Origin of the sequence: Oceanicaulis sp. UBA6590 (assembly GCF_002433705.1) — a bacterium.
Lineage (GTDB): Bacteria > Pseudomonadota > Alphaproteobacteria > Caulobacterales > Maricaulaceae > Oceanicaulis.
Genome location: NZ_DJIQ01000002.1, coordinates 35,031 through 57,148, shown reverse-complemented (window position 1 = coordinate 57,148; position 22,118 = coordinate 35,031). Strand labels below are relative to the sequence as shown.

28 protein-coding genes and 1 tRNA gene are annotated in these 22,118 nt (G+C 64.8%); 12 read left to right on the top strand and 17 right to left on the bottom strand.

Annotated features, from left to right (window positions below):
• Window positions 1-14: 14 nt before the first annotated feature.
• Both B2Z70_RS00515 and B2Z70_RS00510 read left to right on the top strand, forming a co-directional pair.
• A complete protein-coding gene (locus B2Z70_RS00515) occupies window positions 15-1,541 on the top strand; it encodes a PAS domain-containing sensor histidine kinase (protein ID WP_292979905.1) in 1,527 nt (508 codons plus the stop codon).
• Entirely contained in the window at window positions 1,538-2,158 is a 621-nt protein-coding gene (locus B2Z70_RS00510) for a response regulator transcription factor (protein ID WP_009802524.1), read from the top strand. The genes B2Z70_RS00515 and B2Z70_RS00510 overlap by 4 nt, the downstream gene beginning before the upstream one ends.
• 1 nt (window position 2,159) lies before the next feature.
• Here B2Z70_RS00510 and B2Z70_RS00505 read toward each other — a convergent pair whose 3' ends face one another.
• The 7 genes from B2Z70_RS00505 to B2Z70_RS00475 form a co-directional block, all read right to left on the bottom strand.
• Window positions 2,160-2,579, bottom strand: a complete 420-nt coding sequence (locus B2Z70_RS00505) for a DUF1330 domain-containing protein (protein WP_009802523.1) — start codon at window positions 2,577-2,579, stop codon at window positions 2,160-2,162.
• A 61-nt stretch (window positions 2,580-2,640) separates the two neighbouring features.
• Window positions 2,641-3,396, bottom strand: a complete 756-nt coding sequence (locus B2Z70_RS00500) for an SDR family NAD(P)-dependent oxidoreductase (RefSeq protein ID WP_292979902.1) — start codon at window positions 3,394-3,396, stop codon at window positions 2,641-2,643.
• Between the two features lie 49 nt (window positions 3,397-3,445).
• Window positions 3,446-3,892, bottom strand: coding sequence for a response regulator (locus B2Z70_RS00495; RefSeq protein WP_009802521.1), 447 nt, complete (start codon window positions 3,890-3,892; stop codon window positions 3,446-3,448).
• 50 nt (window positions 3,893-3,942) lie between these two features.
• Window positions 3,943-4,875: a bifunctional methylenetetrahydrofolate dehydrogenase/methenyltetrahydrofolate cyclohydrolase FolD gene (gene folD / locus B2Z70_RS00490; protein ID WP_292979900.1), complete on the bottom strand. Its 933-nt coding sequence runs from the start codon at window positions 4,873-4,875 to the stop codon at window positions 3,943-3,945.
• Window positions 4,872-5,177: a DUF167 family protein gene (locus B2Z70_RS00485; protein WP_009802519.1), complete on the bottom strand. Its 306-nt coding sequence runs from the start codon at window positions 5,175-5,177 to the stop codon at window positions 4,872-4,874. Before B2Z70_RS00485 ends, folD begins: the two co-directional genes overlap by 4 nt.
• A gap of 19 nt (window positions 5,178-5,196) precedes the next feature.
• Complete coding sequence (locus B2Z70_RS00480; protein ID WP_009802518.1) at window positions 5,197-5,511, bottom strand: YggT family protein; 315 nt, start codon at window positions 5,509-5,511, stop codon at window positions 5,197-5,199.
• 87 nt (window positions 5,512-5,598) lie between these two features.
• A complete protein-coding gene (locus B2Z70_RS00475; protein ID WP_040612626.1) occupies window positions 5,599-6,675 on the bottom strand; it encodes a sensor histidine kinase in 1,077 nt (358 codons plus the stop codon).
• Between the two features lie 140 nt (window positions 6,676-6,815).
• Between B2Z70_RS00475 and B2Z70_RS00470 the strand changes: the two genes are divergently transcribed.
• A tRNA-Ala gene (locus tag B2Z70_RS00470) sits at window positions 6,816-6,891 on the top strand.
• An 80-nt stretch (window positions 6,892-6,971) separates the two neighbouring features.
• Here B2Z70_RS00470 and B2Z70_RS00465 read toward each other — a convergent pair.
• Complete coding sequence (locus B2Z70_RS00465; protein WP_292979896.1) at window positions 6,972-7,790, bottom strand: MipA/OmpV family protein; 819 nt, start codon at window positions 7,788-7,790, stop codon at window positions 6,972-6,974.
• Between the two features lie 102 nt (window positions 7,791-7,892).
• Here B2Z70_RS00465 and B2Z70_RS00460 point away from each other — a divergent pair, with 102 nt between their 5' ends.
• Window positions 7,893-8,378: a hypothetical protein gene (locus B2Z70_RS00460; protein ID WP_009802515.1), complete on the top strand. Its 486-nt coding sequence runs from the start codon at window positions 7,893-7,895 to the stop codon at window positions 8,376-8,378.
• 15 nt (window positions 8,379-8,393) lie between these two features.
• On the opposite strand, the gene B2Z70_RS00455 is transcribed toward B2Z70_RS00460, so the two are convergent.
• Entirely contained in the window at window positions 8,394-8,693 is a 300-nt protein-coding gene (locus B2Z70_RS00455; RefSeq protein ID WP_348764649.1) for a 4a-hydroxytetrahydrobiopterin dehydratase, read from the bottom strand.
• A 132-nt stretch (window positions 8,694-8,825) separates the two neighbouring features.
• Here B2Z70_RS00455 and B2Z70_RS00450 point away from each other — a divergent pair, with 132 nt between their 5' ends.
• Window positions 8,826-9,098 (top strand): hypothetical protein, encoded by a 273-nt coding sequence (locus B2Z70_RS00450; RefSeq protein ID WP_009802513.1) that lies wholly within the window; start codon window positions 8,826-8,828, stop codon window positions 9,096-9,098.
• Here B2Z70_RS00450 and queG read toward each other — a convergent pair.
• The 3 genes from queG to B2Z70_RS00435 are packed head-to-tail and all read right to left on the bottom strand — an operon-like array spanning window position 9,095 to window position 11,905.
• Window positions 9,095-10,213: a tRNA epoxyqueuosine(34) reductase QueG gene (gene queG / locus B2Z70_RS00445; protein ID WP_292979891.1), complete on the bottom strand. Its 1,119-nt coding sequence runs from the start codon at window positions 10,211-10,213 to the stop codon at window positions 9,095-9,097. The genes B2Z70_RS00450 and queG overlap by 4 nt on opposite strands.
• A 2-nt stretch (window positions 10,214-10,215) precedes the next feature.
• Window positions 10,216-10,893, bottom strand: a complete 678-nt coding sequence (gene fzlA, locus B2Z70_RS00440; RefSeq protein ID WP_009802511.1) for an FtsZ-binding protein FzlA — start codon at window positions 10,891-10,893, stop codon at window positions 10,216-10,218.
• A gap of 31 nt (window positions 10,894-10,924) precedes the next feature.
• Window positions 10,925-11,905 (bottom strand): cation diffusion facilitator family transporter, encoded by a 981-nt coding sequence (locus B2Z70_RS00435; RefSeq protein WP_292979888.1) that lies wholly within the window; start codon window positions 11,903-11,905, stop codon window positions 10,925-10,927.
• Window positions 11,906-12,005: 100 nt separating this feature from the next.
• Between B2Z70_RS00435 and B2Z70_RS00430 the strand changes: the two genes are divergently transcribed.
• A complete protein-coding gene (locus B2Z70_RS00430) occupies window positions 12,006-12,806 on the top strand; it encodes an undecaprenyl-diphosphate phosphatase (protein WP_292979886.1) in 801 nt (266 codons plus the stop codon).
• 3 nt (window positions 12,807-12,809) lie between these two features.
• Here B2Z70_RS00430 and B2Z70_RS00425 read toward each other — a convergent pair whose 3' ends face one another.
• Window positions 12,810-13,523 carry a LolA family protein gene (locus tag B2Z70_RS00425; protein ID WP_292979884.1) on the bottom strand — a complete coding sequence of 238 codons (714 nt, stop codon included), beginning with the start codon at window positions 13,521-13,523 and terminating at the stop codon, window positions 12,810-12,812.
• A gap of 145 nt (window positions 13,524-13,668) precedes the next feature.
• Between B2Z70_RS00425 and B2Z70_RS00420 the strand changes: the two genes are divergently transcribed.
• From B2Z70_RS00420 to B2Z70_RS00395, 6 genes are all read left to right on the top strand, one after another.
• Window positions 13,669-14,457 carry a thioesterase family protein gene (locus tag B2Z70_RS00420; protein ID WP_292979882.1) on the top strand — a complete coding sequence of 263 codons (789 nt, stop codon included), beginning with the start codon at window positions 13,669-13,671 and terminating at the stop codon, window positions 14,455-14,457.
• 123 nt (window positions 14,458-14,580) lie between these two features.
• Window positions 14,581-15,069 (top strand): DUF2244 domain-containing protein, encoded by a 489-nt coding sequence (locus tag B2Z70_RS00415; RefSeq protein ID WP_292979880.1) that lies wholly within the window; start codon window positions 14,581-14,583, stop codon window positions 15,067-15,069.
• Window positions 15,070-15,091: 22 nt separating this feature from the next.
• Window positions 15,092-15,964, top strand: a complete 873-nt coding sequence (locus B2Z70_RS00410) for a methylated-DNA--[protein]-cysteine S-methyltransferase (protein ID WP_040613471.1) — start codon at window positions 15,092-15,094, stop codon at window positions 15,962-15,964.
• 10 nt (window positions 15,965-15,974) lie between these two features.
• A complete protein-coding gene (locus B2Z70_RS00405; protein ID WP_292979876.1) occupies window positions 15,975-16,532 on the top strand; it encodes a hypothetical protein in 558 nt (185 codons plus the stop codon).
• Window positions 16,533-16,553: 21 nt separating this feature from the next.
• Window positions 16,554-17,018, top strand: a complete 465-nt coding sequence (locus B2Z70_RS00400; RefSeq protein ID WP_009802503.1) for a lactoylglutathione lyase — start codon at window positions 16,554-16,556, stop codon at window positions 17,016-17,018.
• Window positions 17,019-17,120: 102 nt separating this feature from the next.
• A complete protein-coding gene (locus tag B2Z70_RS00395) occupies window positions 17,121-17,426 on the top strand; it encodes a hypothetical protein (protein ID WP_292979873.1) in 306 nt (101 codons plus the stop codon).
• A gap of 2 nt (window positions 17,427-17,428) precedes the next feature.
• On the opposite strand, the gene B2Z70_RS00390 is transcribed toward B2Z70_RS00395, so the two are convergent.
• The 4 genes from B2Z70_RS00390 to dnaK form a co-directional block, all read right to left on the bottom strand.
• Window positions 17,429-18,469: a hypothetical protein gene (locus tag B2Z70_RS00390; protein ID WP_292979871.1), complete on the bottom strand. Its 1,041-nt coding sequence runs from the start codon at window positions 18,467-18,469 to the stop codon at window positions 17,429-17,431.
• Window positions 18,462-19,280 (bottom strand): 4-hydroxy-tetrahydrodipicolinate reductase, encoded by an 819-nt coding sequence (dapB, locus tag B2Z70_RS00385; RefSeq protein ID WP_009802500.1) that lies wholly within the window; start codon window positions 19,278-19,280, stop codon window positions 18,462-18,464. Before dapB ends, B2Z70_RS00390 begins: the two co-directional genes overlap by 8 nt.
• 77 nt (window positions 19,281-19,357) lie before the next feature.
• On the bottom strand, window positions 19,358-20,542 hold the full coding sequence (dnaJ, locus tag B2Z70_RS00380; RefSeq protein WP_009802499.1) for a molecular chaperone DnaJ: 1,185 nt from the start codon (window positions 20,540-20,542) through the stop codon (window positions 19,358-19,360).
• Window positions 20,543-20,633: 91 nt separating this feature from the next.
• A partial coding sequence (gene dnaK, locus B2Z70_RS00375; RefSeq protein WP_292979867.1) for a molecular chaperone DnaK occupies window positions 20,634-22,118 on the bottom strand: 1,485 nt, incomplete at its 5' end.

Sequence of the window (22,118 nt, the reverse complement as noted above, 5' to 3'; positions counted from 1 at the left end):
CAGGGGGCGACATCATGTCTGAAACCGGGAGCGAACCGACCGCCGATCCGGCGGACCTGTTCCGACGTCAGCGCGACCTGATCCTGATGGCGTCCGGCGACGGCATTTACGGGATCGATTGCGAGGGCATTTCCACTTTCGTGAACCCGGCCGCTGCGCGCATGTCGGGCTATTCGATGGAGGAAATGGTCGGCCTCAACCTGCATGAGCTGGTCCATCACACCCGTGCGGACGGATCGCCTTTTCCCTGCAACGAATGTCCAATCCATGAAGCCACCCGAGACGGCAAGGTGCATCGCATCTATGACGACGTGTTCTGGCGCAAGGACGGCACCAGCTTTCCGGTTGAGTATGTCTCCACCCCGATCTGGGATGGCGGCCGGATCGCGGGCGCCGTGGTCTCGTTCCGCGACATCACCGACCGCAAGCGCGCCGAGCAGGATCTGCGCGACAGCGAGCAGCGCTATCGCGCCATGTTTGACGGCTCAAACGCCGCCGGTTTCCTGATCGACGCCGAGACCTGTTACGTACTCGACGAGAACAAGCGCACCTGCGCGCTGTTCGGCTATGACGAGGCGCAATTGCGCCGCTTGCGCGCGGAGGATCTGTTTGTCGGAGCGCCGGGCGAGATCGCAGCCTTCTGGCAAAAGGTCCAGCGCGAGGGCGCGGCGGAAACCGAAACCTCCTACGCCATCACCGCCAGCGGCGAGCGTATTCCCGTGCGCCTGTCCGCCAGCCGTATCCGCTATGCGGACCGGACCGGCCTTCTGGTGCTGGCGACCGATCTGAGGGTCCGACGCGAGATGGAGGCGCGCACCCGCGCCCTGCAAAGCGAGCTGCATCATGTCTCCCGCGTCAGCGCCATGGGCGAGATGGCCTCGGCCATGGCGCACGAGCTGAACCAGCCGCTGTCTGCGGTGATGAACTATCTCGGCGCCGCGCGGCGCCTGTCCAAAGCCGAGTTCGAGGGCGACTCCCGCACCGTGCAGATGATGGAGAAGGCGCTGAGCCAGGCCGCACGCGCGGGCGAGATCATCCGCAGCCTGCGAACCTTCCTCGACAAGGGCGAGTCAGAAACCGAATTCGCCAGCCCCTATGACGTCATCCACGACACCCTGCCGCTGATTGAACCCGCGGTCGCCGCGGCGGGGCTGTCCCTGTCGTGCGAGCTGGATCCGGATGTGCCCCATACGCTCTTGCAGCGCGTGAACATCCAGCAGGTCCTGCTCAATCTGATCCGCAACGCCGCGGAGGCCATGAGCGAACACAGGGGCGGCGCCATCAATGTGGCCTGCTGGAGCAGTCGCGATCAAATCTGGGTCGAGGTCGCCGACCAGGGGCCGGGCCTTTCGGACGCCCAGCAGGCGCGGCTCTTCCAGCCCTTCAACACCAGCAAGTCGGACGGCATGGGCGTGGGCCTGTCCATCTGCCATTCCATCATCACAGACCATGACGGCGCGATCACGGCCGAAAACCGCCCCGGCGGCGGCGCGGTGTTCCGGTTCTGCCTGCCCGTCATCACGCCCGGAGACAAACCATGAGTGAGATTTCTACCCAGGTCTATGTCGTCGATGACGACGCCGCCGCCCGCGAATCCCTTGAAGCCCTGCTGTTGTCGGCCGGACATGAAGTGGAGACGTTTGAGAGCGGGGAAGCCTTTCTGGAGGCCTATTCCCCGGACTGGGCAGGCTGTGCGGTGCTCGACGTGCGCATGCCGGGCCTGTCCGGCCTGCAGGTTCAGGAAGAGCTGGCGAACCGGAACGCCACCCTGCCGGTGATCATCGTCACCGGTCATGGCGATTTGCCCATGGCGGTGCGCGCCATGCAGGCCGGAGCCCTCGATTTCATCGAGAAGCCCTATGAGGAAGAACGCCTGTTCGAGAGCGTGGAGCTGGCGGTGCAGACCGGTCAGGAGCAGGCTGAAGCCAGCCTGGCGCTGGCTGCGCTGAGGGAGCGGCTTGAACACCTGACGCCGCGCGAACGCGAAGTGCTGGTCGAGGTGGCCTATGGCCACCCCAACAAGGTCGTCGCCCACAAGCTGGGCATCAGCGCCCGCACCGTTGAAATCCATCGCGCCCGCGTGGTGGAGAAGATGCAGGCGCGCAGCCTGTCTCACCTCGTCCGGATGGCGATGCAGCTTGAGCTTCTGAACGAGTAGCTCAGCTGAACTCGGAGATGAGATCGAGCGGCGTGTGCCGGATCAGGCGGCTGTCCAGGACAGCAGCCTGACGATGCGGCACCGCCTCGTTCTGGTAGACCGGGTCGGTGACCATTTCCAGAAACGCCGCGGCGCTGGGATAGGCCGCCACGAAGGACAGGTGCCAGTTCTCTTCGGACGGGCCGATCAGGGTCAGTTTGGGCGCGCCACGCCAGACAATGGTCCCACCCACGCGCTTGAACACCGGTCCGGAGGTCTGGCCATAGGTCTTGTAGGCCTCGAACCCACTGACGTCCCGGCCATCGGGATAGGCGGCCTTGTCCCGAAGGCGCAGCAGATTGAGCATCTGGATCGGCTCGTCGCGCGGCATCTCCTTGAAGAGTTTGAAAGCCTCGCGTTCTGGATCGATATGGCCGGTCATGAGCATACTCCCTGATGTGTTTGCCTGCAGCAAAACGGTTCAGAGCAAAAAGCTCAAGCCCTTAAGGATCGATAATCTCGCCCGCCCAGTCAAAAACACAGCCGCTCTGATCGGATTGGACCTGATCAATGACCGCCAGAAGTTGCTCCGCGCTATAGTCGGGCGTGAACAGCTTGCCGTCGGGCACATTGCCCTGGAAGGGCTCCGAGAGGCGGGTGTCCACAGTGCCCGGATGCAGACCGATGCAGGCGGCATGGGGCCGCTTGCGCGCCAGTTCGATGGCGCAGGTCTTCAGGATCTGGTTCAACGCCGCCTTGGAGGCGCGATAGCTGTGCCAGCCGCCCAGACGGTTATCGCTGATCGACCCGACGCGCGCGGACAGCGCCGCGAACACCGCTTTTTCCGGAGCATCCTTGCGCCCCTTCGCCAGAACGTCCAGCGCATGCCGCGCCACCAGCGCCGGACCGATCGTGTTGATCTTGAAGACTTCAGCCATGTAATCGGGATCAATCTGACGCCAGGATTTTTCCGGCCCGCGACCGGCCTCGTCCACCAGCACCCCTGCCGCCACGATCACCAGATGAAGGGGTCCGTCCTGAGACGCTGTCGCCACGGCGTCCTCGACCGTCTGCGGCGCGCTGAAGTCCAGTGAGAGCGATTGAGCGCCCTCGATCGCCACCCCGGACCGGCTGGCCGCGTAAACCGAACCGCAGCGCGGATCCGCCGCCAGCTGCTGCGTCAACGCGCGGCCCACACCGCCAGAGGCGCCCACGATCAGGGCGCGATAACCATCAGGAAATGTTGTCAGTTGTGCCATGGGAGCGCAGATAGACTGCGCCGGTCGCCCGTCCAGTCCCGCGGCGGCGTCAGATTTCGATCGTGCCGGTCAGGTCATCCAGAATCACGCCGTCCTGACCATGTCCCTTGGCGACGCTTTTCACCCAGAACAGCAATTCAGCGCTCTTCTCGTCCAGGCCTTTCTGGAAATAGTCATTCTTGTCCAGAAACTTGACGCTTTCCCCGTCACGGTCGGTCTTCACACCCGCCGCGCCGGAGAGCACGAGAATCGGAGTTCCGCCAGCCTGTCTCTCGAGCAAACCTACGGTTTCATTCGGCTGGGTGGAATCAGGCAGACGCAAGTCGGCGATGATCAGGTCATAGGACTGGCGCGACAGTTTCTGGCGCGCATCGTGCAGAGTGCGCACAACCTGTAGATCCATGTCATATCCCCCGGCGTCGCACAGCGCATGCTGGAGCAGCATCGCGTCAGCGAAGTCATCTTCGATATGAAGAACAGACAGGGGTTGCGGCATGGTCCTCTCCCGACGGGCGCTAAACTAGGGGATGTATGCTTAATCAGGTTTTAACCCGGCAAAACATCCGCGACAGGCCCCGGCACCGCCAAGCTAGCACGCCGGGCGGCGGCTGCAACCGTATTGGCGAGCAACATGGCGATTGTCATCGGACCGACACCGCCCGGGACCGGAGTCACAAAACCTGCGGTTTCAATTGCTTGCTCAAAATCAACATCGCCCACGAGCCGACTCTTGCCGGTTTCGCCCTCGACGCGGTTGATGCCCACATCAATGACGCAAGCCCCCGGCTTGAGCCAGTCGCCCTTGACCATGTTCGGGCGTCCGACCGCGGCGACGATGATGTCCGCCTCCCGGCAAACCGCCGGAAGATCCTGCGTGCGCGAATGCGCCAGCGTCACCGTGCAGTTCTCCGCCAGGAACAGAAGCGCGGCGGGCTTGCCCACCAGAATCGAGCGCCCGATCACCACAACCGATTTCCCGGTCAGATCGCCCAGCGCCTGTTTCGCGAGGAACACGCTGCCGGACGGCGTGCAGGGCCGCATGCCCGGCGCGCCCAGTACAAGCGCGCCTGCGCTTTGGGCGGTCAGCCCGTCCACATCCTTGTCCGGGCGGATGGTCTGGACCACTTCGGTCTCATCAAGACCCTCGGGAAGCGGCAACTGGACCAGGATGCCGTCCACGCCCTCATCCTCATTGAGTGCGCGCACCACAGTCAGCAGCTCGGCCTGGCTGATATCGGCAGGCAGGATGTGCTCGACCGAACGCATGCCCGCAGCCTCGGTCCGGCGCACCTTGTTGCGCACATAGACCTGGCTCGCGGGGTCCTCGCCCACCAGCACGACGGCAAGGCAGGGCGCACGGCCCAGCCGGGGTTCAAGCTGGCGCGCGCCGGCGGCGGCGGCGGCGTCAACAGCGGCGGCGGCGGCCTTGCCGTCAATCAGCTTGGCGGTCGCGCGGGAGGGCGTGATGATGTCGGTCATGAGCCGGGGTCATGGAGCAAGGCCGTGACCGCGTCAAGCAGCTGAATTGACTCCTCGGACCGCACCAGCAGGGTTTTTTCCCGCTGGGTCGCGCCTGCGATCACGCTGACCGTGGATTTGGGCACGCCCAGGGTCTTGGCGGTCAGGGCGCAGAGCTCGGTATTGGCCGCGCCCTTGTCCGGCGCCGCGCGCACTCTCGCCGCCAGACGGATGCGACCATCGGTCCCGGCGCGCGCGCCATCAAACCCGGCGCGGGACGCCCTGGGCTGGACCCTCACGAACAGGCGCAGGCCGTCCTTCACGGCTTGCGCAGGCGTTTGATCAGCCGAGTCGGGGGAAGATTTGTCCAAGGATCAGCCAGTTCCGAACGAACATGATCACGAGAAGAAGCACCAGCGGGGACAGGTCCAGCCCGCCGAGCGGCGGCAGGATGTTGCGGATCGGGCGCAAGAGAGGCTCGGTGATCGTGCCGGTGAGACGCCAGATGGTGCTGACAAGCTGATTATGCGGATTGACGACATTGAACGAGATCAGCCAGCTCAGGATCACCCCCACAAAGATGACGTAGACCAGCAATTGCAGCGGGATCAGGATGAACAGGTACACAAGGACCTGCGCCAGAGACATGTATTCCATGGGTATCAGCGCTCTCGTTCGGAATTCTCTTCACTGATGCTGGTCTAGCCCTCGCCGGGCCGGGCTGACAAGCAGCTTCGCTCAGACTCAGGGCGCAGCGGGAAGCGTCAGCACGAAACGCGCGCCGGCCTCATAGTCGGTATCGAGCCAGATGCGTCCGCCCGCCGCCTCGATCACCTGCTTGCACAGGGCGAGGCCCAGACCCACCCCCTCCGCCGGCCCCGTGGACATGCGGAACAGCACATCAAAGATCATCTCGCTCTGGCGGGGATCGACGCCCGGCCCCTCATCCTCGACCGCGATCTCGACCCAGCCCTCTTCAACGCCCCGCGCATAGAGTCTCACAACTGGAACGTCCTTGGAGAATTTGAGCGCGTTATCAATGAGGTGAGTGATCACCAGAGTCACGAGCCGCTCGTCCGCCCAGACCGCCGGCATGGGCGCAACCTCGATCTGCGCGCCCTGACTTTCAATCTCGACCTTCATTTCGGACCGGATGGTCCGAATGACTTCCTGCAGGTCCAGACGCACGGGAACATGGTCGGCGCTGATCGCCCGCACATACTCCACCAGCGCGGTGGTCAGCTCCTGCATCCGGTCCACGGAGCCCGTCAGACGCTCCAGATAATCGCGTCCCGCCGGGCTCAGCGTCTCCGCCTCCTCGCGCGCGATCAGGCCAGCGAAAACGGAGATATGCCGCAAGGGCGCACGCAGATCATGAGACGCCGCCGTGGCGAATCGCTGAAGCCCCGCATGGGTGTTGTCGATCTTCTTCTGCAAGGCCTGATAGTCTTCGCGCTTGACCATGTTGACCGGGGTCAGGCGCCGCTCCTGCGCCATGGCGAGCATTTGCGGCAGCCAGTACCAGAGCAGGAGCGCCCCGCACAGACCAAAGGCGGCGCTTGTCAGATAGACCAGGCCGTCAATCCAGGGATGCGGCGCATTGACAGAGACAAGCCGCGCCAGATGGGCAATGGCCGCCAGTGAGGCCAGCACGGTGATCGAGCGCACCATCTTCAGGCGGATCAGCGACTTGTTACACCGCATCTGCCAGATCAGCGTCCCGGCGATCAGGGCGTAGGCGCCTGCGATCAGCCCATGGGACAGCATCTGGAAGATCACGCTCTGCGCGCCATCTCCCAGACCATACAGATGGAGTTGCACCCCATCGGAAAGTCCTGACCCCTCACCCATGGCGCATGTTTTATAACGAAGCGCAGTTTACGCAAACGTCAATCATTGGTCGGTGGCGCCACCGCTTGACAAGCGCGAGCGCGGACCGTACCTCACGCATCCTCTGGAACGGGGCCGTAGCTCAGTTGGGAGAGCGCGTCGTTCGCAATGACGAGGTCAGGGGTTCGATTCCCCTCGGCTCCACCAGTTCCTTCCCAACACCTTCAGGAAATGAAAACGCCGCCCGAAGGCGGCGCTTGCTGTGTCTGTTGTGTTGGGTTTCGCCCCTAGAAGCGACGCCCCAGCGCGAGGCCAAGGAAGACCTGATCCTCGCTGCCGCGCTCTGACACGATCGGGCTGTCGGCGTAGTCGCCGACAAGGCGTGAATAGCCCGCAACCCCGGTGACCGACCAGCTTTGGCTGACTGCGACGTCCAGAATGGCCGTCACACCCACATCGCGCACGCCGCCTTCCGCCGTGTAGAGCGACAGGCCCGTAGCGGCGGCGTCCACCGCATCGACCGAGAACAGGGTGTCGGCATAATCATCGGAAAAGCCGCTGACCGAGGCCGACAGGGCGGCAAACACGCCGCGCGAGACCATGACGCCATAATCGGCCGAGGCGCTCCAGGCGAGGCCGTCGAAATTGCCCAGCGCATCCACGCCCAGATCCACGCCCAGACCGAAGCGGTCGCGTTCAGACAAGACGTTCTCGGCCAGGGTCACGCGGGCATAACCACCGGTGATGAGGGAGGAATCCACGTCGCGCATACGATCGACAATCTCGTCCTCCACATCGTCACGGCCGCCCGACCAGCGCACATAGGCGCCCAGCTCCCACGGTCCGTTTTCATAAAGGCTGGCCGCCAGCCCCGGCCCCTGCGTGCGGAAGGACACGCCAGCGAGTTCAAACCGCGCCGCACCGAAAGGAATGACGCGATAATCATCCGACCCGGCATAGTCCGGCAGCATGGCCGCGCCGGCTGCGACATAATTTCGCGGCAGGGGGCTGGACTGGGAGCCTTCCGCCATCTGAGCCAGGGCGGCGCCCGGGGCGACACACGCGGCGATCATCAAACCCGTTGCTGCGAATAGAGATTTTTTCATTCCGTCCCCCTCAAGGCATCTGGCTGACCAAGCTAGACCAGCCTCGCATCAGAACAAGCGGAGCCATACGATTTCTTTACCTCAAAAGGGTAAGAAGGCCTCATGAAAACCTTGCGTCACATACTCGGGCTCTGCGCCCTGTGCGGCCTTCTGGTCTCTGCGCCCGCCTACGCCCTTGGCGGCGGCGGCGGTGGAGGGGGCGGCGGAAGCGGCGGGCATGGCGCCCCCTCCGAACCCGCTCCCGAAGAATCCATGGGCCGGTCTCTGACCCATGCGACGAGCTATGTGCGCATGGAGCCTGTGCGCGCCTCGGTGCAAGCGGATTTCCGCATGCGGGGCCTGTTGCAGGTCGGCCTGGCGCTCGACGCGCCTCACAGCCGGACCCGGCAGGTGATCGCCGAACGCCAGATCTGGCTTCGCGACGCCTATTCCCAGGCCATGCTGCTGTATTCGGGCCGGATGTATCGCTGGGGCCAAATCCCGGACGCCGACGTGATCGCCCGCCTGTTGCAGGAAGAAACCGATCGCGTGATCGGCCCGGGTCAGGCGACGGTCGTGCTCGACACCGTCATCATTCACGCCACCTGACCTGACCGTCAGACTCTAGCCCTTGTTCAGGACCGCAGCGCGCTCCTCGATGAATTGCGCCAGCTCGAGATCGAGCTTGGTGACGCCATCGGCATCATGGGTCGATAAGGTGATGTCCACCGTGTTGTAGACATTGAACCATTCCGGGTGATGGTCCATCTGCTCGGCCTTCATCGCCACCTGGGTCATCAGGGCGAAGGCGCTCTTGAAGTCATCAAACTTGAAGACCTTGCGCACCGCATCGCGGTTCTCGACCGCCTCCCAGCCTGAAAGCTGATTGATCAGGGCTTGTGCGCCAATTTTGTCCGCCATCATGTCCTCCTGAGTTTCTGGCCTGCAAGCTGGCCGCAAACCGCTTGCGCTTCAAGGCCATCCCCCTGCGTTTACTAAAAATGAGGGGGTGCGGGTGTAGAGTTCAGGCTCTGATTGTAATCCACGGAGGCGGACATGACCCGCTATCTGGTGTCTGAAGAAAATCCGTCCGGCCGCAAGCTGGAAGACATCCTGCTCGAACTCCGCGCCGACGTGCTCCTGCGCTGCACCAAGATCTCTCATGATCTGCGTCCTGAAGCGCTGCATGTGCTGGCCAACAACGTCAAAGTGCTCGAGCATCTGACCGAGGCCATCGAGCTGGCCCAGGACAGCTCTCACCTGCTCAATCGCGCCTTCGGCCCCAGCCAGGCCGACAAGGGCGGCCCGCCGCGCATCGGCGAAGCCTAGGCGCTCTCCCATTCCGAACGCACGTCCGGGCTGGCCTCTGCGCCGGCCCGTTTCGCCTTTTCAGCGTCAAACCGGACAGGATCGAGCTGCGCGAGCGCCCAGATCGCCGCGCCGCGCACGAGCTCTGACGGGTCATCCAGCAGGTCCGCGGCTTGGTCCGCCAGTGCTGGATTCTCGCTATTGCCCAGCGCAATCAGCACATTCCGGACGAAGCGGTCCCGCCCGATCCTCTTGATGGGCGAGCCGCGAAAGAACTCCCGAAAGGCCATGTCATCGAGCCTCGCCAGTTCCGAGAGCTTCGGTCCGGTCAACGCCTCACGCGGGTGAAACGCGGCTTCCGCGCTGGCTTGCGCAAACTTGTTCCACGGGCACACGGCCAGGCAATCGTCACAGCCATAGATCCGGTTGCCCATGGGCTTGCGGAACTCGACCGGAATCGGGCCCTTGTTCTCGATGGTCAGATAAGAGATGCAGCGCCGCGCATCGATCTGGTAAGGGGCCGGGAAGGCCTTTGTCGGACAGATATCCAGGCACGCCCGGCACGAGCCGCAATGATCGGTCTCCGGCGCATCCGGCTCCAGCTCAGCCGCGGTCAGCATTACGCCCAGAAACAGCCAACTGCCATGGCTGCGGCTGACGAGATTGGTGTGCTTGCCCTGCCAGCCGAGGCCGGATTTGTGCGCCAGCGGCTTTTCCATCAGGGGGGCGGTGTCCACGAACACTTTCACCTCGGCCCCGGTCTCGCGGTGAAACGCGCCGGCGAAGCGCTTCAGGCGCTTCTTGAGAACGTCGTGATAATCCTTGTTCTGCGCATAGACGCTGATTGCGGCCTCGTCGCGCCGCTCAAGGATCGCCAGCGGATCGTGCTCGGGGCCGTAATCAAGGCCCACCACAACCGCCGATTTCGCGTCCGGCCACATGGCCGTGGGATGGGACCGCCGATCCAGCGTGTCTTCCATCCACGCCATATCGCCATGTCGCCCCTCGCCAACGAACTCTTTCAGCCGCGCGCCCGCCTCCCAGGGTTCATCCGCGCGGGTGACGCGCACGACGGAAAAGCCGGCCTCCAGCGCCAGCGCCTTGACCCGCTCGGCCTGGGCTTCAGGCGCAGACATGGCTAGAAATCCAGATCCTGATAGCCGTCCACGGGCGGGCAGCCCGGCAGGCGGTCCGCCAGAATGGCGCGGAAGGAGGGACGGCACTTGATGCGCTGATACCAGGCCTTGGCGGCCGGGAAGTCCTCCCAGGGCACATCCCCGAGATAGTCGATGCAGGACAGGTGCGCCGCGGCGACGAGATCGGCCAGCGTAAAGCGCGGCCCGGCCAGACCGTCGCGCTGATCAAGCAGCCCGCACATATAGTCGAGATGCCAGCGCAGCATGTCGCGTCCGATGCGGATCGCCTCCATATCCGGCGCGCCGAGCGACTGCACGCGCTTTTCGAGCTTTTCGTGCAAGAGGTAGGCGTTCACCTCGGCGGTGAACTTCACATCGAACCAGGCTGCAAGCCGCCGCGCCTCGGCGCGATCCGCCGGACCGCCGGGCAGAAGCGCTGGCTCGGGGTGGGTTTCCTCAAGATACTCCAGGATCGCGCGGGTCTCGCACAGGGCGGTGCGGCCCTTTTCGGTCTCTTCCACCAGAACCGGCGGCAAGCCGGTGGGATTGAGCGCGACAAGGTCGTCCGGCATATCCCAGAAGCGTTGGTACTCGACCTCGAAATCGAGCTTCTTCTCGGCAAGCGCGAGACGGACCTGTCGGGACCAGGGATCAAGAGGCCAATGGTGCAAGATACGCATGGCCCCACCCTAACCGTGTTCGGCGAACGGCTTAAGCCGGTTCATCTGCTGGACCTGCACTCGAGGCGCCGTCCTTGCCGAAATAGGCGTTGCCATGGGGCGCCGCCCGGCCCTTGGGATCGGGATGGATCAGCACATCCGCCGCCGGATAGGCCGCCATCACCCGCGCTTCCGCCGCCACTAGGATGGCATGGGCCCGGGTCAGGGTGAGATCAGGATCGAGCTCCATATGCATCTGGATATGGATGAAGGGCCCAGAGGCGCGCGTGCGCAACTGATGCACGCCCAGAACCCGCGGATCATCCTCGGCGAGCGCAATGATCTGTTCGCGCTCCTCATCGGGCAATTCGCGATCCATCAGGGCGGAAATGGCGTCACGCCCTACGGTAAAGGCCGTCCAGAACAACCACAGCACCACGACGAAGCCCATGATCGGGTCGGCGCGTTCGATCCCCACCAGCGCCAGCACCAGACCGCCCACGACCACCATGTTCGAGCTGAGATCGGCGAAATAGTGCGCCCGGTCGCCCGTGACCGCCAGCGAGCCGGTCTGCTTGACAGCCCGGGTCTGCGCCCAGACCAGCCCCAGGGTCAGCGCGATCGAGAGCGCCATGACCGACAGGGCGATGGCGCCGGCCTCCAGCGGCTGGGGATTGGTGAAACGGTTCCAGGATTCGTGGATCAGATAGCCCGCCGACAGCGCCACCAGCAGAGCCTGCAGAAGGCTCGCCAGGGCTTCCGCCTTGCCATGCCCATAGCGATGCTCGGCGTCCGCCGGGCTGGAAGCGTAACGCACCGCGAAGAAGGTCGTCAGCGAGGCCACCAGATCCAGCGAGGAATCCGCCAGAGACGCCAGCATCGCGACCGAGCCGGACAGGATCCAGGAGACGAGCTTCGCCACGACCAGCGTCGCCGCCACCATGACCGAGAGCCGGGTGACCCGACCGGTGATCTTGCGGGCGTCTTCAGGGGCGAGCTTGCCCGGCCCGGCCTCCAGAGCGTCATGCGCCATGGCTGACTTCCATCATGTGTTGTCCAAACGGCATTGCCTCTTGGCGATCGCATCAATCGCGCGCACTCTGCCGCCGTACCAGCGGGGGGAAAGTGACGCCATGGGCCTTCTTCATCTCATTATTCTGGCGATCGTCCAAGGGATCACAGAGTTTCTCCCCATCTCATCCTCGGCGCATCTCATCCTCGCCCCGCAAGTGCTGGGGGATGCGGACCAGGGCCCGCTCATAGACGTCATGGCGCATCTGGGCACGCTCTTCGCCGTGCTGGTCTATTTCCGCGCTGACGTGGTGAATGTGGCGACCGGCAAGCTCGCGCTCCTCAAGGGCCAGATCACGCCCGGCGGCAAGCTGGCGCTGCTGATCGCCCTCGCCACCCCGCCCGTGCTGATCGCCGGCGGCGGACTTTACATTTCCGGCATGGCGGATGCGCTGCGTTCGCCGCTGGTGATCGCCTGGGCGACGCTGATCCTGGCGGTTCCGCTCTGGCTGGCGGACCATTTCGGCAAGCAGACCGTGACCACCGAGACCCTCAGCTGGCGCGGGGCCTTTCTGATCGGTGTGGCGCAAATGGTCGCGCTCATCCCCGGTTCATCACGCTCGGGCGTCACCATGACCGCCGCCCGCGCGCTCGGCATGACCCGCAGCGAAGCGGCGCGGTTCTCCATGCTGATGGCCGTGCCGGTGATCGCCGCCTTCGGCCTGCTGGCGGTGATCGAGCTGGCGCGGGGGGCGGACACCGCCCATTCGCTGACCGACGGGCTGATCGTGGCGGCGCTGTCCTTTGTCGCCGCCCTCGCCTCGATCGCCGTGCTGATGCGCGTGGTGGACCGTCTGGGCTTCCTGCCCTTCGTGATCTACCGTCTGGGTCTGGCGGCGCTGCTGTTCTGGTGGGCGCTCTAGGCCCTAGCGCCCGCGACGGCGGCGGTCTCCGCCCATCACGTCCTCATCATCAAGGATGAACTGGCGCGGGCTGATGCGCACGCCGGTCTCGACCTCGGTCAGCTTCACTTCGGTGAGGCCGCCCATGGCGTCGACCGCATACCAGCCCGCCAGCGCCATGGTCTCGGGACCGGCGTCAGGGGTCGCGTCCTCAAAGACCAGCGTCAGCCGGCCCTGAACCTCTCCCTCCGGATCTTCCAGCGTCACGAACAGCCGCCCGTCATAGCGACCCGCATCCACCACAGCGCCAGACCCGGCGAGATCGAGATCGTCCTCGAGCAGGAAACGCAGCGGCGTGGCGCCGATGGGCGCGCGATCAATCGTTTCCAGATCAAAGTCGGCGATCGCCACGGTCGACCCGTCCGCCACGACGAGCACCGGATTGGGATCGTCATAGTCAAAGCGCGCCCTGCCCGGACGATCGATCTCCAGAACGCCGGCGGTCTCGGAATTGTCCGCGGCGATCTGCTCGAACCGGGCGCGGAGCGTATCGAGCCCTTCCAGCCAGGCCTGGGCGCGATCGGCGCCGGCTTCAGGCGTGATCTGACCCGGCGCCGTCTCGACGGCTTGCGCTTCAGGCAGCGGCTCAGCCAGGGCCTCGGCGGGCGCTTCGGTGTGCTGCTGGGCGCCGGAAATCAGCGTCAGCGCGGCGGAGAGGAGAAAAGCTGTCGTGTTCATGGGTCCTGTCTAGACCGGGATTTGGGCGTGAGAAAGGCCAAGTCATTCATCTTCGCGACAGACTTCAGCGGCCAGCGCTTGCCCTCCGAGAGCGGTTCGGGCTTGATGCCGCTCCCCTGTCCACGCGCCAGCCTCGTGAGTCCTCATGTCCATCGCCCAGTTGCTCGCCCATCATGACCCGGCCCTCACCACATTCGAGCTGGATGTGCCGGATCAGTGGAAACAGGGCCGCACCGTCTATGGCGGGCTGTCATCGGGCCTGTGTCTGCAGGCGGCCCTGCCCCATGCCAACGGACGCCCTCTGCGCAGCGCCATGATCAATTTCGTCGGCCCCAGCGCCGGCCTGCTGACAGTGGAAGCGGAAAAGCTGCGCGAGGGCCGCACCGCCTGCTCCGTGCGGGCGCGGTTGTCGGGCGAGGCCGGGATCGGCGTGGAGACGGTGTTCACCTTCGCGGGTGAACGGGAGTCCGCCTATCAGATGAACGCGCCGCGCATGCCCGAGCGCGCGACAGCGCCCGATGCGGGAACCGAGACGCTCACCTTCCCGGACGGCGCCCCGGTGTTCACCCGCAATTTCGAGTTCGTCTGGGCGGGCGGCGGCGTGCCCTTCACCCAGAGCGAGAAGCCGGTCATCCGCATGTGGGTGCGCCATGCCGATCCGGCGGCGCGAGACATGTCGATAGCGCTGCTGACGCTCGGCGACGCGCTCGCTCCGGCGCTGGCGCCGCTTCTGAGCGCGCCGACGCCCTTGTCCTCGATGACCTGGATGGTGGATTTTCTCACCGATGAACCCAGAACACGTGACGGCTGGTGGCTCCTGGAAAGCCGCGCCGACCATGTGCGCGGCGGTTTTTCGACCCAGGACATGACGATCTGGAACACCAACGGCGAATGCGTCGCCAAGGGCCGGCAGATGGTGACCGTCTTCGGCTAGAGGCCAAGCTGGCCAGAGCCCGACCCGCGCCCTATTTTGTCCGGCATGGAACGGCGTCGGCTCATAGAAACCTGGCCTGCAGACCATACCGCACCCCCGCTTTCGGAGGGCGAGGCGCTGTTCATGGATGCGCAGGTCCGCCCCAATCGCTCCCTGCCCAATCCCGGTTTCATCGCCCTGATGATCGCCATGGGCGTGATCAGCTTTTCCGCCGGCATCGCGTTCATGGCCATGGGCGCCTGGCCGGTGATGGGCTTTTTCGGCCTCGACGTCCTCCTGATCTGGATCGGCTTCATGCTCTCCTATCGGGACGGACGTCGCATGGAATCCATCAAGATCACCCGCGAGGAAATCCGCGTCATCCGCCGTTTCCCCACCGGCCATCTCATCCAGTTCGTCCTGCCCAGCGCCTGGACGCGCGTCATTGTCGAGGGTGAGGGCGAACCCGATGTCCAGACCCGCCTGACCGCCATGGGCAAGAGCCTGATTGTCGGCAGCTGGCTGTCGCCCCGAGAACGCGAGAGCCTCGCTGACGCCATCCGTGACGCTCTTGAGACCGCGCGCCGGGCGCGGGGTCCGCAATGGGCGCAAGAATCAGGTGGCGGGGCCTGACGGCGCGCGGCAGGGTGCGCTCATGACCGCTGACCTCGATACGCTCTCTCCGGCAGACCGGCTGAAAATCCGCGCCAGCGATTATGATCGCGTGGTCGCCGCGCTCGACTTCCTGTCCGAGCACTGGCGCGAGCAGCCTGATCTTGCGGCCGCGGCGAAAGCGGCGGGCCTGTCACCGCATCATTTCCAACGGGTCTTCACCCGCTGGACCGGCGCCAGCCCGAAAAAACTCGTTCAGGCGCTGACCCACGCCAGCGCCCGCAAGCTGCTGGTGGACGGGGCGAGCGTGCTCGACGCCGCGCTGGAGACCGGCCTGTCCGGTCCCTCGCGCCTGCATGACATCTTCATCGCCGAGGAAGCGGCGACCCCTGGCGATGTGAAATCCGGCGGGTCCGGGCTCGATTTTCGCTATGGCTTCGCACCCTCCCCTTTCGGCGTTGCGGTGTTCGTGATCGCGCCGCGCGGACTGTCCGGGCTCGCCTTCTGCAGTCGCGGCGAGGAGGACGACGCCTTTCAGGACCTCGCCCGGCGCTTTCCTCAGGCGCAATATGCGCGTGATGATGCGCTCGCGTCCGACTGGGCCGGGCGAGTGTTTGATGCGGCGGCGGGCGAAGCCTCCGTGCCGCTGGCGCTCTACGGCGCGCCCTTCCGGCGTCAGGTCTGGCGGGCGCTGCTGACCATCCCTGCCGCCTGCACGGTCAGCTATGGCGATATCGCCGCAGCCGCGGGCAAGGCGGGCGCGGCCCGGGCCACCGGCGCGGCTGTGGGCGCGAACCCGATCAGCTGGCTGATCCCCTGTCATCGCGTGCTCGCGGCGGATGGCCGCCTGACCGGCTATCACTGGGGTCTCGATCGTAAGCGCGCAATGCTCGCCTATGAGGCCGCGACGGGTTAAAAGCCGTCTCATGTTCGATCTGTCTCTCTTCATTCTCGGGGGCGTCTTCGTCCTCTTCATCCTGGCCTGCCTCGTACGCTGGTGGGTGTCCGTGCGCGGCCTGACCGAGGAAGCGCACGCGGAATACCAGACCCGCAAGGCGGAGAAGCCCGGCACCATCAAGGGTGTGAGCGAAGCCGAATTCATCCGTTTGTATGTCTCCTGCTTCCAGCCGCGCTGGACGCTCTACGCCGCCGCATCCGCCGGCGCCGCCATCCTCATCAGCCCCGTCGCGCTACTGGCGGTGCCCGCGCTCTATGATGTGATCTGGCGCATAAACGGCGCACCCGAATGGGGCGGACGCACGGGCTATGTCTTCATGTTCGCGCTGTTCTTCGGCGTGGTTTTCATCTGGGCGGCTTTCGCTGCGGTGATTGCGCGCCTACATCATCTGCGCGCCCCCGAACCCTTCAACCACGCTCTTGCCCGGGCCAGGGGCGAACCGATCGAAGACACGGGCTGGCGGCCGCGTCCCAAATGGGCGCGCAAGATCAAGATCGACTCCGCCCCCGCCGACACTGACAGCTGATCCTCTCACAAGGAGCGTTACATGCACTTCCTGCACACCATGGTGCGCGTCACCGATATCGACGCGTCGCTGAAATTCTATTGCGACGGCCTGGGCCTCAAAGAAGTGCGCCGCACCGACAATGAAGCCGGCCGCTTCACCCTGATCTTCCTCGCCAGCCGGGACGACATCGCCAAATCGGGCGTCATCGGGGAATCGAAAATCCTGCCCAAGGGCGCGCCGATGATCGAGCTGACCTATAACTGGGACCCTGAAACCTATGCGTCGGGGCGCAATTTCGGTCACATCGCCTATGAAGTGAAAGACATCTACGCCCTGTGCGGCCGCCTCGCCTCCATGGGCTATGTCATTCACCGTCCCCCGCGGGATGGCCGCATGGCCTTTGTCAAAAGCCCCGACGGCATCTCGGTCGAGCTTTTGCAGGAGGGCGAGGCGCTCGAACCGTCAGAGCCCTGGGCCAGCATGGAAAACACCGGCAGCTGGTAAGATGTCCAACCCTCAAAGGCCCGCTCGCAAGGCGGGCCTTTTTGCTGGCCTCTTGACGGGAACAGATGTTCCGCTTATGTTCCTTCCTGTAAGGAGTGGACCATGGCGTATGCAACCAAATCTGCCGGATATGCCCGCAACGCTGGCAAGCGCTGGCGCGGAGAGGATGTGAAACTGCTCAAGGCTCTGGCCCGCCAGGGCGCCAGCCTGCGCCTGATCAGCCTGAAGCTCGGTCGCCCTGACAACGCCATCCGCGCCAAGGCGACCCATCTGGGCCTGGAACTCAAAGCCCCGGCTCCGGTCGTCGCGCCGCCGCCCAGCCGCACGCTGTCGCGCCTGCGCAGCCCGGCCCAGCGTCCCGATTTTGAAAGCCTGACGCGGCAGCCGGACCTGTTCGGCCACGCCTGACTTCAGGTAAAGCGGTTGAGCACCAGCTCCGCCGCCGCCGACCCGAACCAGGCCAGCACCGGAATGAAGCCGTATAGCGCCAGGCGCCGGGTCACCGGCGCCGAGATTGGCCAGACCGGCAGCTTCTCAAGCCAGTTTTCATAGGCGATCAGCTCTGACAGAGGCGCGCCGCCCGGCGCGCCTTTCAGGGCGGCGTCGCCGCTCGCAGTGATCTGTTCCCGCACCGACTGAAGCGCCGCATCGCGCACGGCCGAGCATTTGCGCACGACCGGCCCGATGGTAGAGGCGAACGCATAGCCCGATGCAATCAGCGCCAGCACCAGGGCGGTCGCCGAGATCGGAGCCGGCGTTGAATCCACAAAGAGCAGCAGGATGACCGCGGTCATCACCAGCCAGGCCAGAGCGCCGCGCAGGGCCAGACGGCCGAAGATCTGATTGCGCTCAAGATGTGCGAGATCGACCTGCAGATGGGTCTCCACAAGCTCCCGCATCTCGCGATCCTCATACCGGACCATATAGCCGCCGCGCGCCGCCAGTCCGAACACGACCGCATTCATGATCGCAAAGAAGGGCGAGATCGTGCTCCAGTATTCGGACCAGCTCAGATTGGGCGGATTGAGCAGCCAGAGATTGACCAGAACACCCCCCGCCGCGCCCGCCAGGAACGCCAGAAGCGAGCGCCAGGAATGCTTTCGCGACGGTCCTGTCGCCATCGCCTCGACCTGAAGGCGGCCTTTTTCATCCAGCACCGCTTTCAGTTGGGGCAAGGAGGCCTGCCATTGCCGCTGAGTGATCGCGGGCATGGTCGTGGCGACGCCGAAGATCAGACAGATCACCAGAGCCGCCCAGGCGGCGTTGTTGAAGCCGACGCTCCCGTTGGTCTGTTCGATGATGGGCTGGCCCACCTCGACCGAATAGAGAAGATAGAGGGCGTAGAGCAGGGCGCTGATCAGAATCCCGGTCAGAACCGGCGGCAAGGGCGACAGGCGATGCAGCCTCACTTCCAGATAGGGGCTGCGAGGGTCATCGGTCTGTTCAGTCACCCAGTACGTCCTGCATGGTGTAGAGGCCCGGCGCCTTGCCCTTGATCCAGCGCGCCGCTTCCAGCGCGCCCTGGGCGAAGATAAACCGGTCATACGCCTTGTGGGAAATGCTGACTTCCTCGAACGCGGACAGGAAACGGGCTTCGTGCTCGCCAACCACGCCGCCGCCGCGAATGGCGCTGAACCCGATCGCGCCGACCGGTCGATGGCCGTCCTGACGCGGGCGTGAGAACTGGGCCACATCCTCGAGCTCAACGCCCCGCGCCCTGGCGGCGGCTTCGCCAAGGCTCAGCGCTGTTCCGGACGGAGAATCGGCCTTGCGTTTGTGATGGGCTTCCACGATCTCGAGATCGAAATGATCGTCCGCCAGCGCCCGGGCGGCTTGCGACACAAGGCGTTCGACGAGCGCAACGCCAAGCGAGAAATTGCTGGCCTGCAGGACCGGGATCGTTTCGGCGGCGTGCTCCAGAGCCGCCTGCTGATCCTTGTCGAGGCCGGTCACGCCGGTGACCAGCGCGCGATTGCCCATGGCGGCGAGGCGCGGCGCGATGGCGCTCGTCACCTTGGGCAAGGAGGCATCGATCAGGACATCCGCCTGATCCGCCGTCTGCTCGAGGGAAACGACGGTCTCGATCCCGAGAAAGCCCGCCGAGCAGAGCTCTCCGAGGTCAGCGCCCAGATTGGCCGAATCCGAGCTGACCATTCCGCCCACCAGCGACAGGTCGCTGGCGCGAATGACCTCGGTGGCGATCGCCCGACCGAGCCGACCCGAAATGCCCGTAACGGCGATATGAATGCTGGATCCCGACATGACGCCCCTCACAACCTGACGCTTTGTCATCGCGCCTTTAGGTGAAAAAAGCGTAAGTCCCGCAGGCGGGACGCCCGTCAGGCGTCGGGGCGCTGGCCGTGCTCGTCATCCCCGCTGATATCATCCCAGAAGCGTTTGACCTTGTTGAAGAAGCCATCGCTCTCGGGATTGCAGCCCGCGCCGGAAATCTCGCAGAACTCGCGCAGGATCTCCTTCTGGCGCTCGGTCATCTTGCGCGGGGTCTCCACAAACAGCTCCACATACATGTCGCCGCGGGCGCCGCCGCCATTGAGCTTGACCATGCCCTTGTTGCGCAGGCGCATGCGTTCGCCGGTCTGCGCGCCTTCGGGGATGCGGATCTTGACCTTGCCGCCATCAATGGTCGGCGCGTCGATCTCCCCGCCCAGCGCCGCCGTCACCATGGAGACCGGCGCCCGGCAATACAGGTTCGGTCCATCGCGTTCAAACAGGTCATGATGGCCGACCGAGACGAAGATATAGAGATCGCCCTTGGGCCCGCCGCGCGCACCGGCTTCACCTTCACCGGCCAGGCGGATGCGCATGCCGTCCTCGACCCCTGCCGGGATCTGCACGCGCAGATCGCGCGTCTTGCGCACCCGGCCCGCGCCATCGCATTCCTGACAGGGCGTTTCGACATAGGAGCCGCGCCCGCCGCAGGTCGGACAGGTCTGTTCCATGGTGAAGAAGCCCTGGGTGCGCCGGATACGACCTGCGCCCGCACAGGTTTCACACGTGGTCACGCCGGTGCCCGGCTCGGCGCCGTCGCCCTCACAGCGTTCACAGGTGACGGTGGTGGGCACGCGGATATTCGCGTCCTTGCCGTGATAGGCTTCCTCGAGGCTGATCTGCATGTCATAGCGCAGGTCCGAGCCTCGCGAAGGTCCGGACCGCCGTCCGCCGCCGCGACGCCCGCCGCCCATGCCGAAGGCGTCGCCAAACACCTGCTCGAAGATATCCGCAAAATCCGCCGCGCCCGCGCCGCCGCCGAACGGGTGGCCGCCGCCAGCGCCGCCCTGCTGGAAGGCTGCGTGGCCCATCCGGTCATAGGCGGCGCGCTTGTCCGCATCTGACAGAATGGCGTAGGCCTCGCCGACTTCCTTGAACTTGGCTTCGGCTTCGGCGTCATCAGGGTTCTGGTCGGGATGGTATTTCATCGCCAGCTTGCGATAGGCGGACTTGATCGCCTTCGCGTCGGCATCCTTGGCGACGCCCAGAACCTCATAATAATCGCGTTTGCTCATGCGTGCGGTCCGGTGTTTGGAGTTTCAGCCTGAAGCAACACGGCCCCGCCCCTGATGCGGGACGGGGCCGCGCGCCTCGTCTGGTCAAGCGTTAGGCGCTTTTCTTGTCGTCGTCGTCGTCGCTCACCTCGGTGAACTCGGCGTCGACCACGCCTTCCTCGGCTTCGGAATCCGCTTTCGCAGCGGCTTCCCCGCCATCGGCCTGCTGGGCGGCGTACATGGCCTCGCCCAGCTTCATGGCCGCCTGCATCAGGGCCTGGGTCTTCTGCTGGATCGCTTCAGGGTCTTCACCCTCCTTGACGCCTTCCAGCTCCTTGATCGCATCCTCGATCGCGGACTTGTCCTCGGCCGACACCTTGTCGCCGAACTCCTCGACCTGTTTCTGGGTCTGGTGGATCAGCGCTTCAGCATTGTTCTTCGCATCCACGAGCTCACGGCGCTTCTTGTCCGCGTCGGCGTTCGCCTCGGCGTCCTTGACCATTTGCTCGATATCGCTGTCGGACAGACCGCCAGAGGCCTGGATGCGGATCGCCTGTTCCTTGCCGGTGGCCTGGTCCTTGGCGGACACATTCACAAGGCCGTTGGCGTCGATATCGAAGGTCACCTCGATCTGCGGCATGCCGCGCGGCGCCGGCGGAATGCCCACAAGGTCGAACTGGCCCAGCAGCTTGTTGTCCGCCGCCATCTCGCGCTCGCCCTGAAAGACCCGGATCGTCACAGCGGTCTGATTGTCGTCCGCGGTGGAGAAGGTCTGGGACTTCTTGGTCGGGATGGTCGTGTTGCGGTCGATGAGACGGGTGAACACGCCGCCCAGGGTCTCGATGCCGAGGCTCAGCGGGGTGACGTCCAGCAGCAGCACGTCCTTCACATCGCCCTGCAGCACGCCGGCCTGGATGGCGGCGCCCATGGCGACCACTTCATCCGGGTTCACGCCCTTGTGCGGGTCGCGACCGAAGAAGCCTTTCACCGCTTCCTGGACCTTGGGCATGCGGGTCATGCCGCCCACCAGCACCACATCGTCGATCTCGGACGCCGAGATGCCCGCATCCTTGAGCGCGTTCTTGCACGGCTCGATGGTGCGCTTGATCAGGTCGTCCACCAGGCTTTCCAGCTTGGCGCGGGAGAGCTTCATGTTCAGGTGTTTCGGACCGGAGGCGTCGGCGGTGATGAAGGGCAGGTTCACTTCATAGGACGAGGCGGAAGACAGCTCTTTCTTGGCCTTCTCCGCTTCCTCTTTCAGACGCTGCAGGGCCAGCTTGTCCTGGCGCAGGTCGATCGAGGTTTCCTTTTTGAACTCGTCTGCGAGGTATTCGACGATACGCATGTCGAAATCTTCGCCGCCCAGGAAGGTATCGCCATTGGTGGCTTTCACTTCAAAGACGCCATCGCCGATTTCCAGCACGGACACGTCGAAGGTGCCGCCGCCGAGGTCGTAGACGACGATGGTGCGGTTATCGCCCTTGTCGAGGCCGTAAGCGAGCGCAGCCGCGGTCGGCTCGTTGATGATGCGCAGAACTTCCAGACCCGCGATCTTGCCCGCATCCTTGGTCGCCTGGCGCTGGGCGTCGTTGAAGTA

What these genes read in the sequence shown, in the direction of transcription:
- B2Z70_RS00515 (WP_292979905.1), top strand. Translation starts at nt 15, where the DNA reads ATGTCTGAAACCGGGAGCGAACCGACCGCCGATCCGGCGGACCTGTTC.
- B2Z70_RS00510 (WP_009802524.1), top strand. Translation starts at nt 1,538, where the DNA reads ATGAGTGAGATTTCTACCCAGGTCTATGTCGTCGATGACGACGCCGCC.
- B2Z70_RS00505 (WP_009802523.1), bottom strand. Translation starts at nt 2,579, where the DNA reads ATGACCGGCCATATCGATCCAGAACGCGAGGCTTTCAAACTCTTCAAG.
- B2Z70_RS00500 (WP_292979902.1), bottom strand. Translation starts at nt 3,396, where the DNA reads ATGGCACAACTGACAACATTTCCTGATGGTTATCGCGCCCTGATCGTG.
- B2Z70_RS00495 (WP_009802521.1), bottom strand. Translation starts at nt 3,892, where the DNA reads ATGCCGCAACCCCTGTCTGTTCTTCATATCGAAGATGACTTCGCTGAC.
- folD (WP_292979900.1), bottom strand. Translation starts at nt 4,875, where the DNA reads ATGACCGACATCATCACGCCCTCCCGCGCGACCGCCAAGCTGATTGAC.
- B2Z70_RS00480 (WP_009802518.1), bottom strand. Translation starts at nt 5,511, where the DNA reads ATGGAATACATGTCTCTGGCGCAGGTCCTTGTGTACCTGTTCATCCTG.
- B2Z70_RS00465 (WP_292979896.1), bottom strand. Translation starts at nt 7,790, where the DNA reads ATGAAAAAATCTCTATTCGCAGCAACGGGTTTGATGATCGCCGCGTGT.
- B2Z70_RS00460 (WP_009802515.1), top strand. Translation starts at nt 7,893, where the DNA reads ATGAAAACCTTGCGTCACATACTCGGGCTCTGCGCCCTGTGCGGCCTT.
- B2Z70_RS00455 (WP_348764649.1), bottom strand. Translation starts at nt 8,693, where the DNA reads ATGATGGCGGACAAAATTGGCGCACAAGCCCTGATCAATCAGCTTTCA.
- B2Z70_RS00450 (WP_009802513.1), top strand. Translation starts at nt 8,826, where the DNA reads ATGACCCGCTATCTGGTGTCTGAAGAAAATCCGTCCGGCCGCAAGCTG.
- queG (WP_292979891.1), bottom strand. Translation starts at nt 10,213, where the DNA reads ATGTCTGCGCCTGAAGCCCAGGCCGAGCGGGTCAAGGCGCTGGCGCTG.
- fzlA (WP_009802511.1), bottom strand. Translation starts at nt 10,893, where the DNA reads ATGCGTATCTTGCACCATTGGCCTCTTGATCCCTGGTCCCGACAGGTC.
- B2Z70_RS00435 (WP_292979888.1), bottom strand. Translation starts at nt 11,905, where the DNA reads ATGGCGCATGACGCTCTGGAGGCCGGGCCGGGCAAGCTCGCCCCTGAA.
- B2Z70_RS00430 (WP_292979886.1), top strand. Translation starts at nt 12,006, where the DNA reads ATGGGCCTTCTTCATCTCATTATTCTGGCGATCGTCCAAGGGATCACA.
- B2Z70_RS00425 (WP_292979884.1), bottom strand. Translation starts at nt 13,523, where the DNA reads ATGAACACGACAGCTTTTCTCCTCTCCGCCGCGCTGACGCTGATTTCC.
- B2Z70_RS00420 (WP_292979882.1), top strand. Translation starts at nt 13,669, where the DNA reads ATGTCCATCGCCCAGTTGCTCGCCCATCATGACCCGGCCCTCACCACA.
- B2Z70_RS00415 (WP_292979880.1), top strand. Translation starts at nt 14,581, where the DNA reads ATGGATGCGCAGGTCCGCCCCAATCGCTCCCTGCCCAATCCCGGTTTC.
- B2Z70_RS00410 (WP_040613471.1), top strand. Translation starts at nt 15,092, where the DNA reads ATGACCGCTGACCTCGATACGCTCTCTCCGGCAGACCGGCTGAAAATC.
- B2Z70_RS00405 (WP_292979876.1), top strand. Translation starts at nt 15,975, where the DNA reads ATGTTCGATCTGTCTCTCTTCATTCTCGGGGGCGTCTTCGTCCTCTTC.
- B2Z70_RS00400 (WP_009802503.1), top strand. Translation starts at nt 16,554, where the DNA reads ATGCACTTCCTGCACACCATGGTGCGCGTCACCGATATCGACGCGTCG.
- B2Z70_RS00395 (WP_292979873.1), top strand. Translation starts at nt 17,121, where the DNA reads ATGGCGTATGCAACCAAATCTGCCGGATATGCCCGCAACGCTGGCAAG.
- dapB (WP_009802500.1), bottom strand. Translation starts at nt 19,280, where the DNA reads ATGTCGGGATCCAGCATTCATATCGCCGTTACGGGCATTTCGGGTCGG.
- dnaJ (WP_009802499.1), bottom strand. Translation starts at nt 20,542, where the DNA reads ATGAGCAAACGCGATTATTATGAGGTTCTGGGCGTCGCCAAGGATGCC.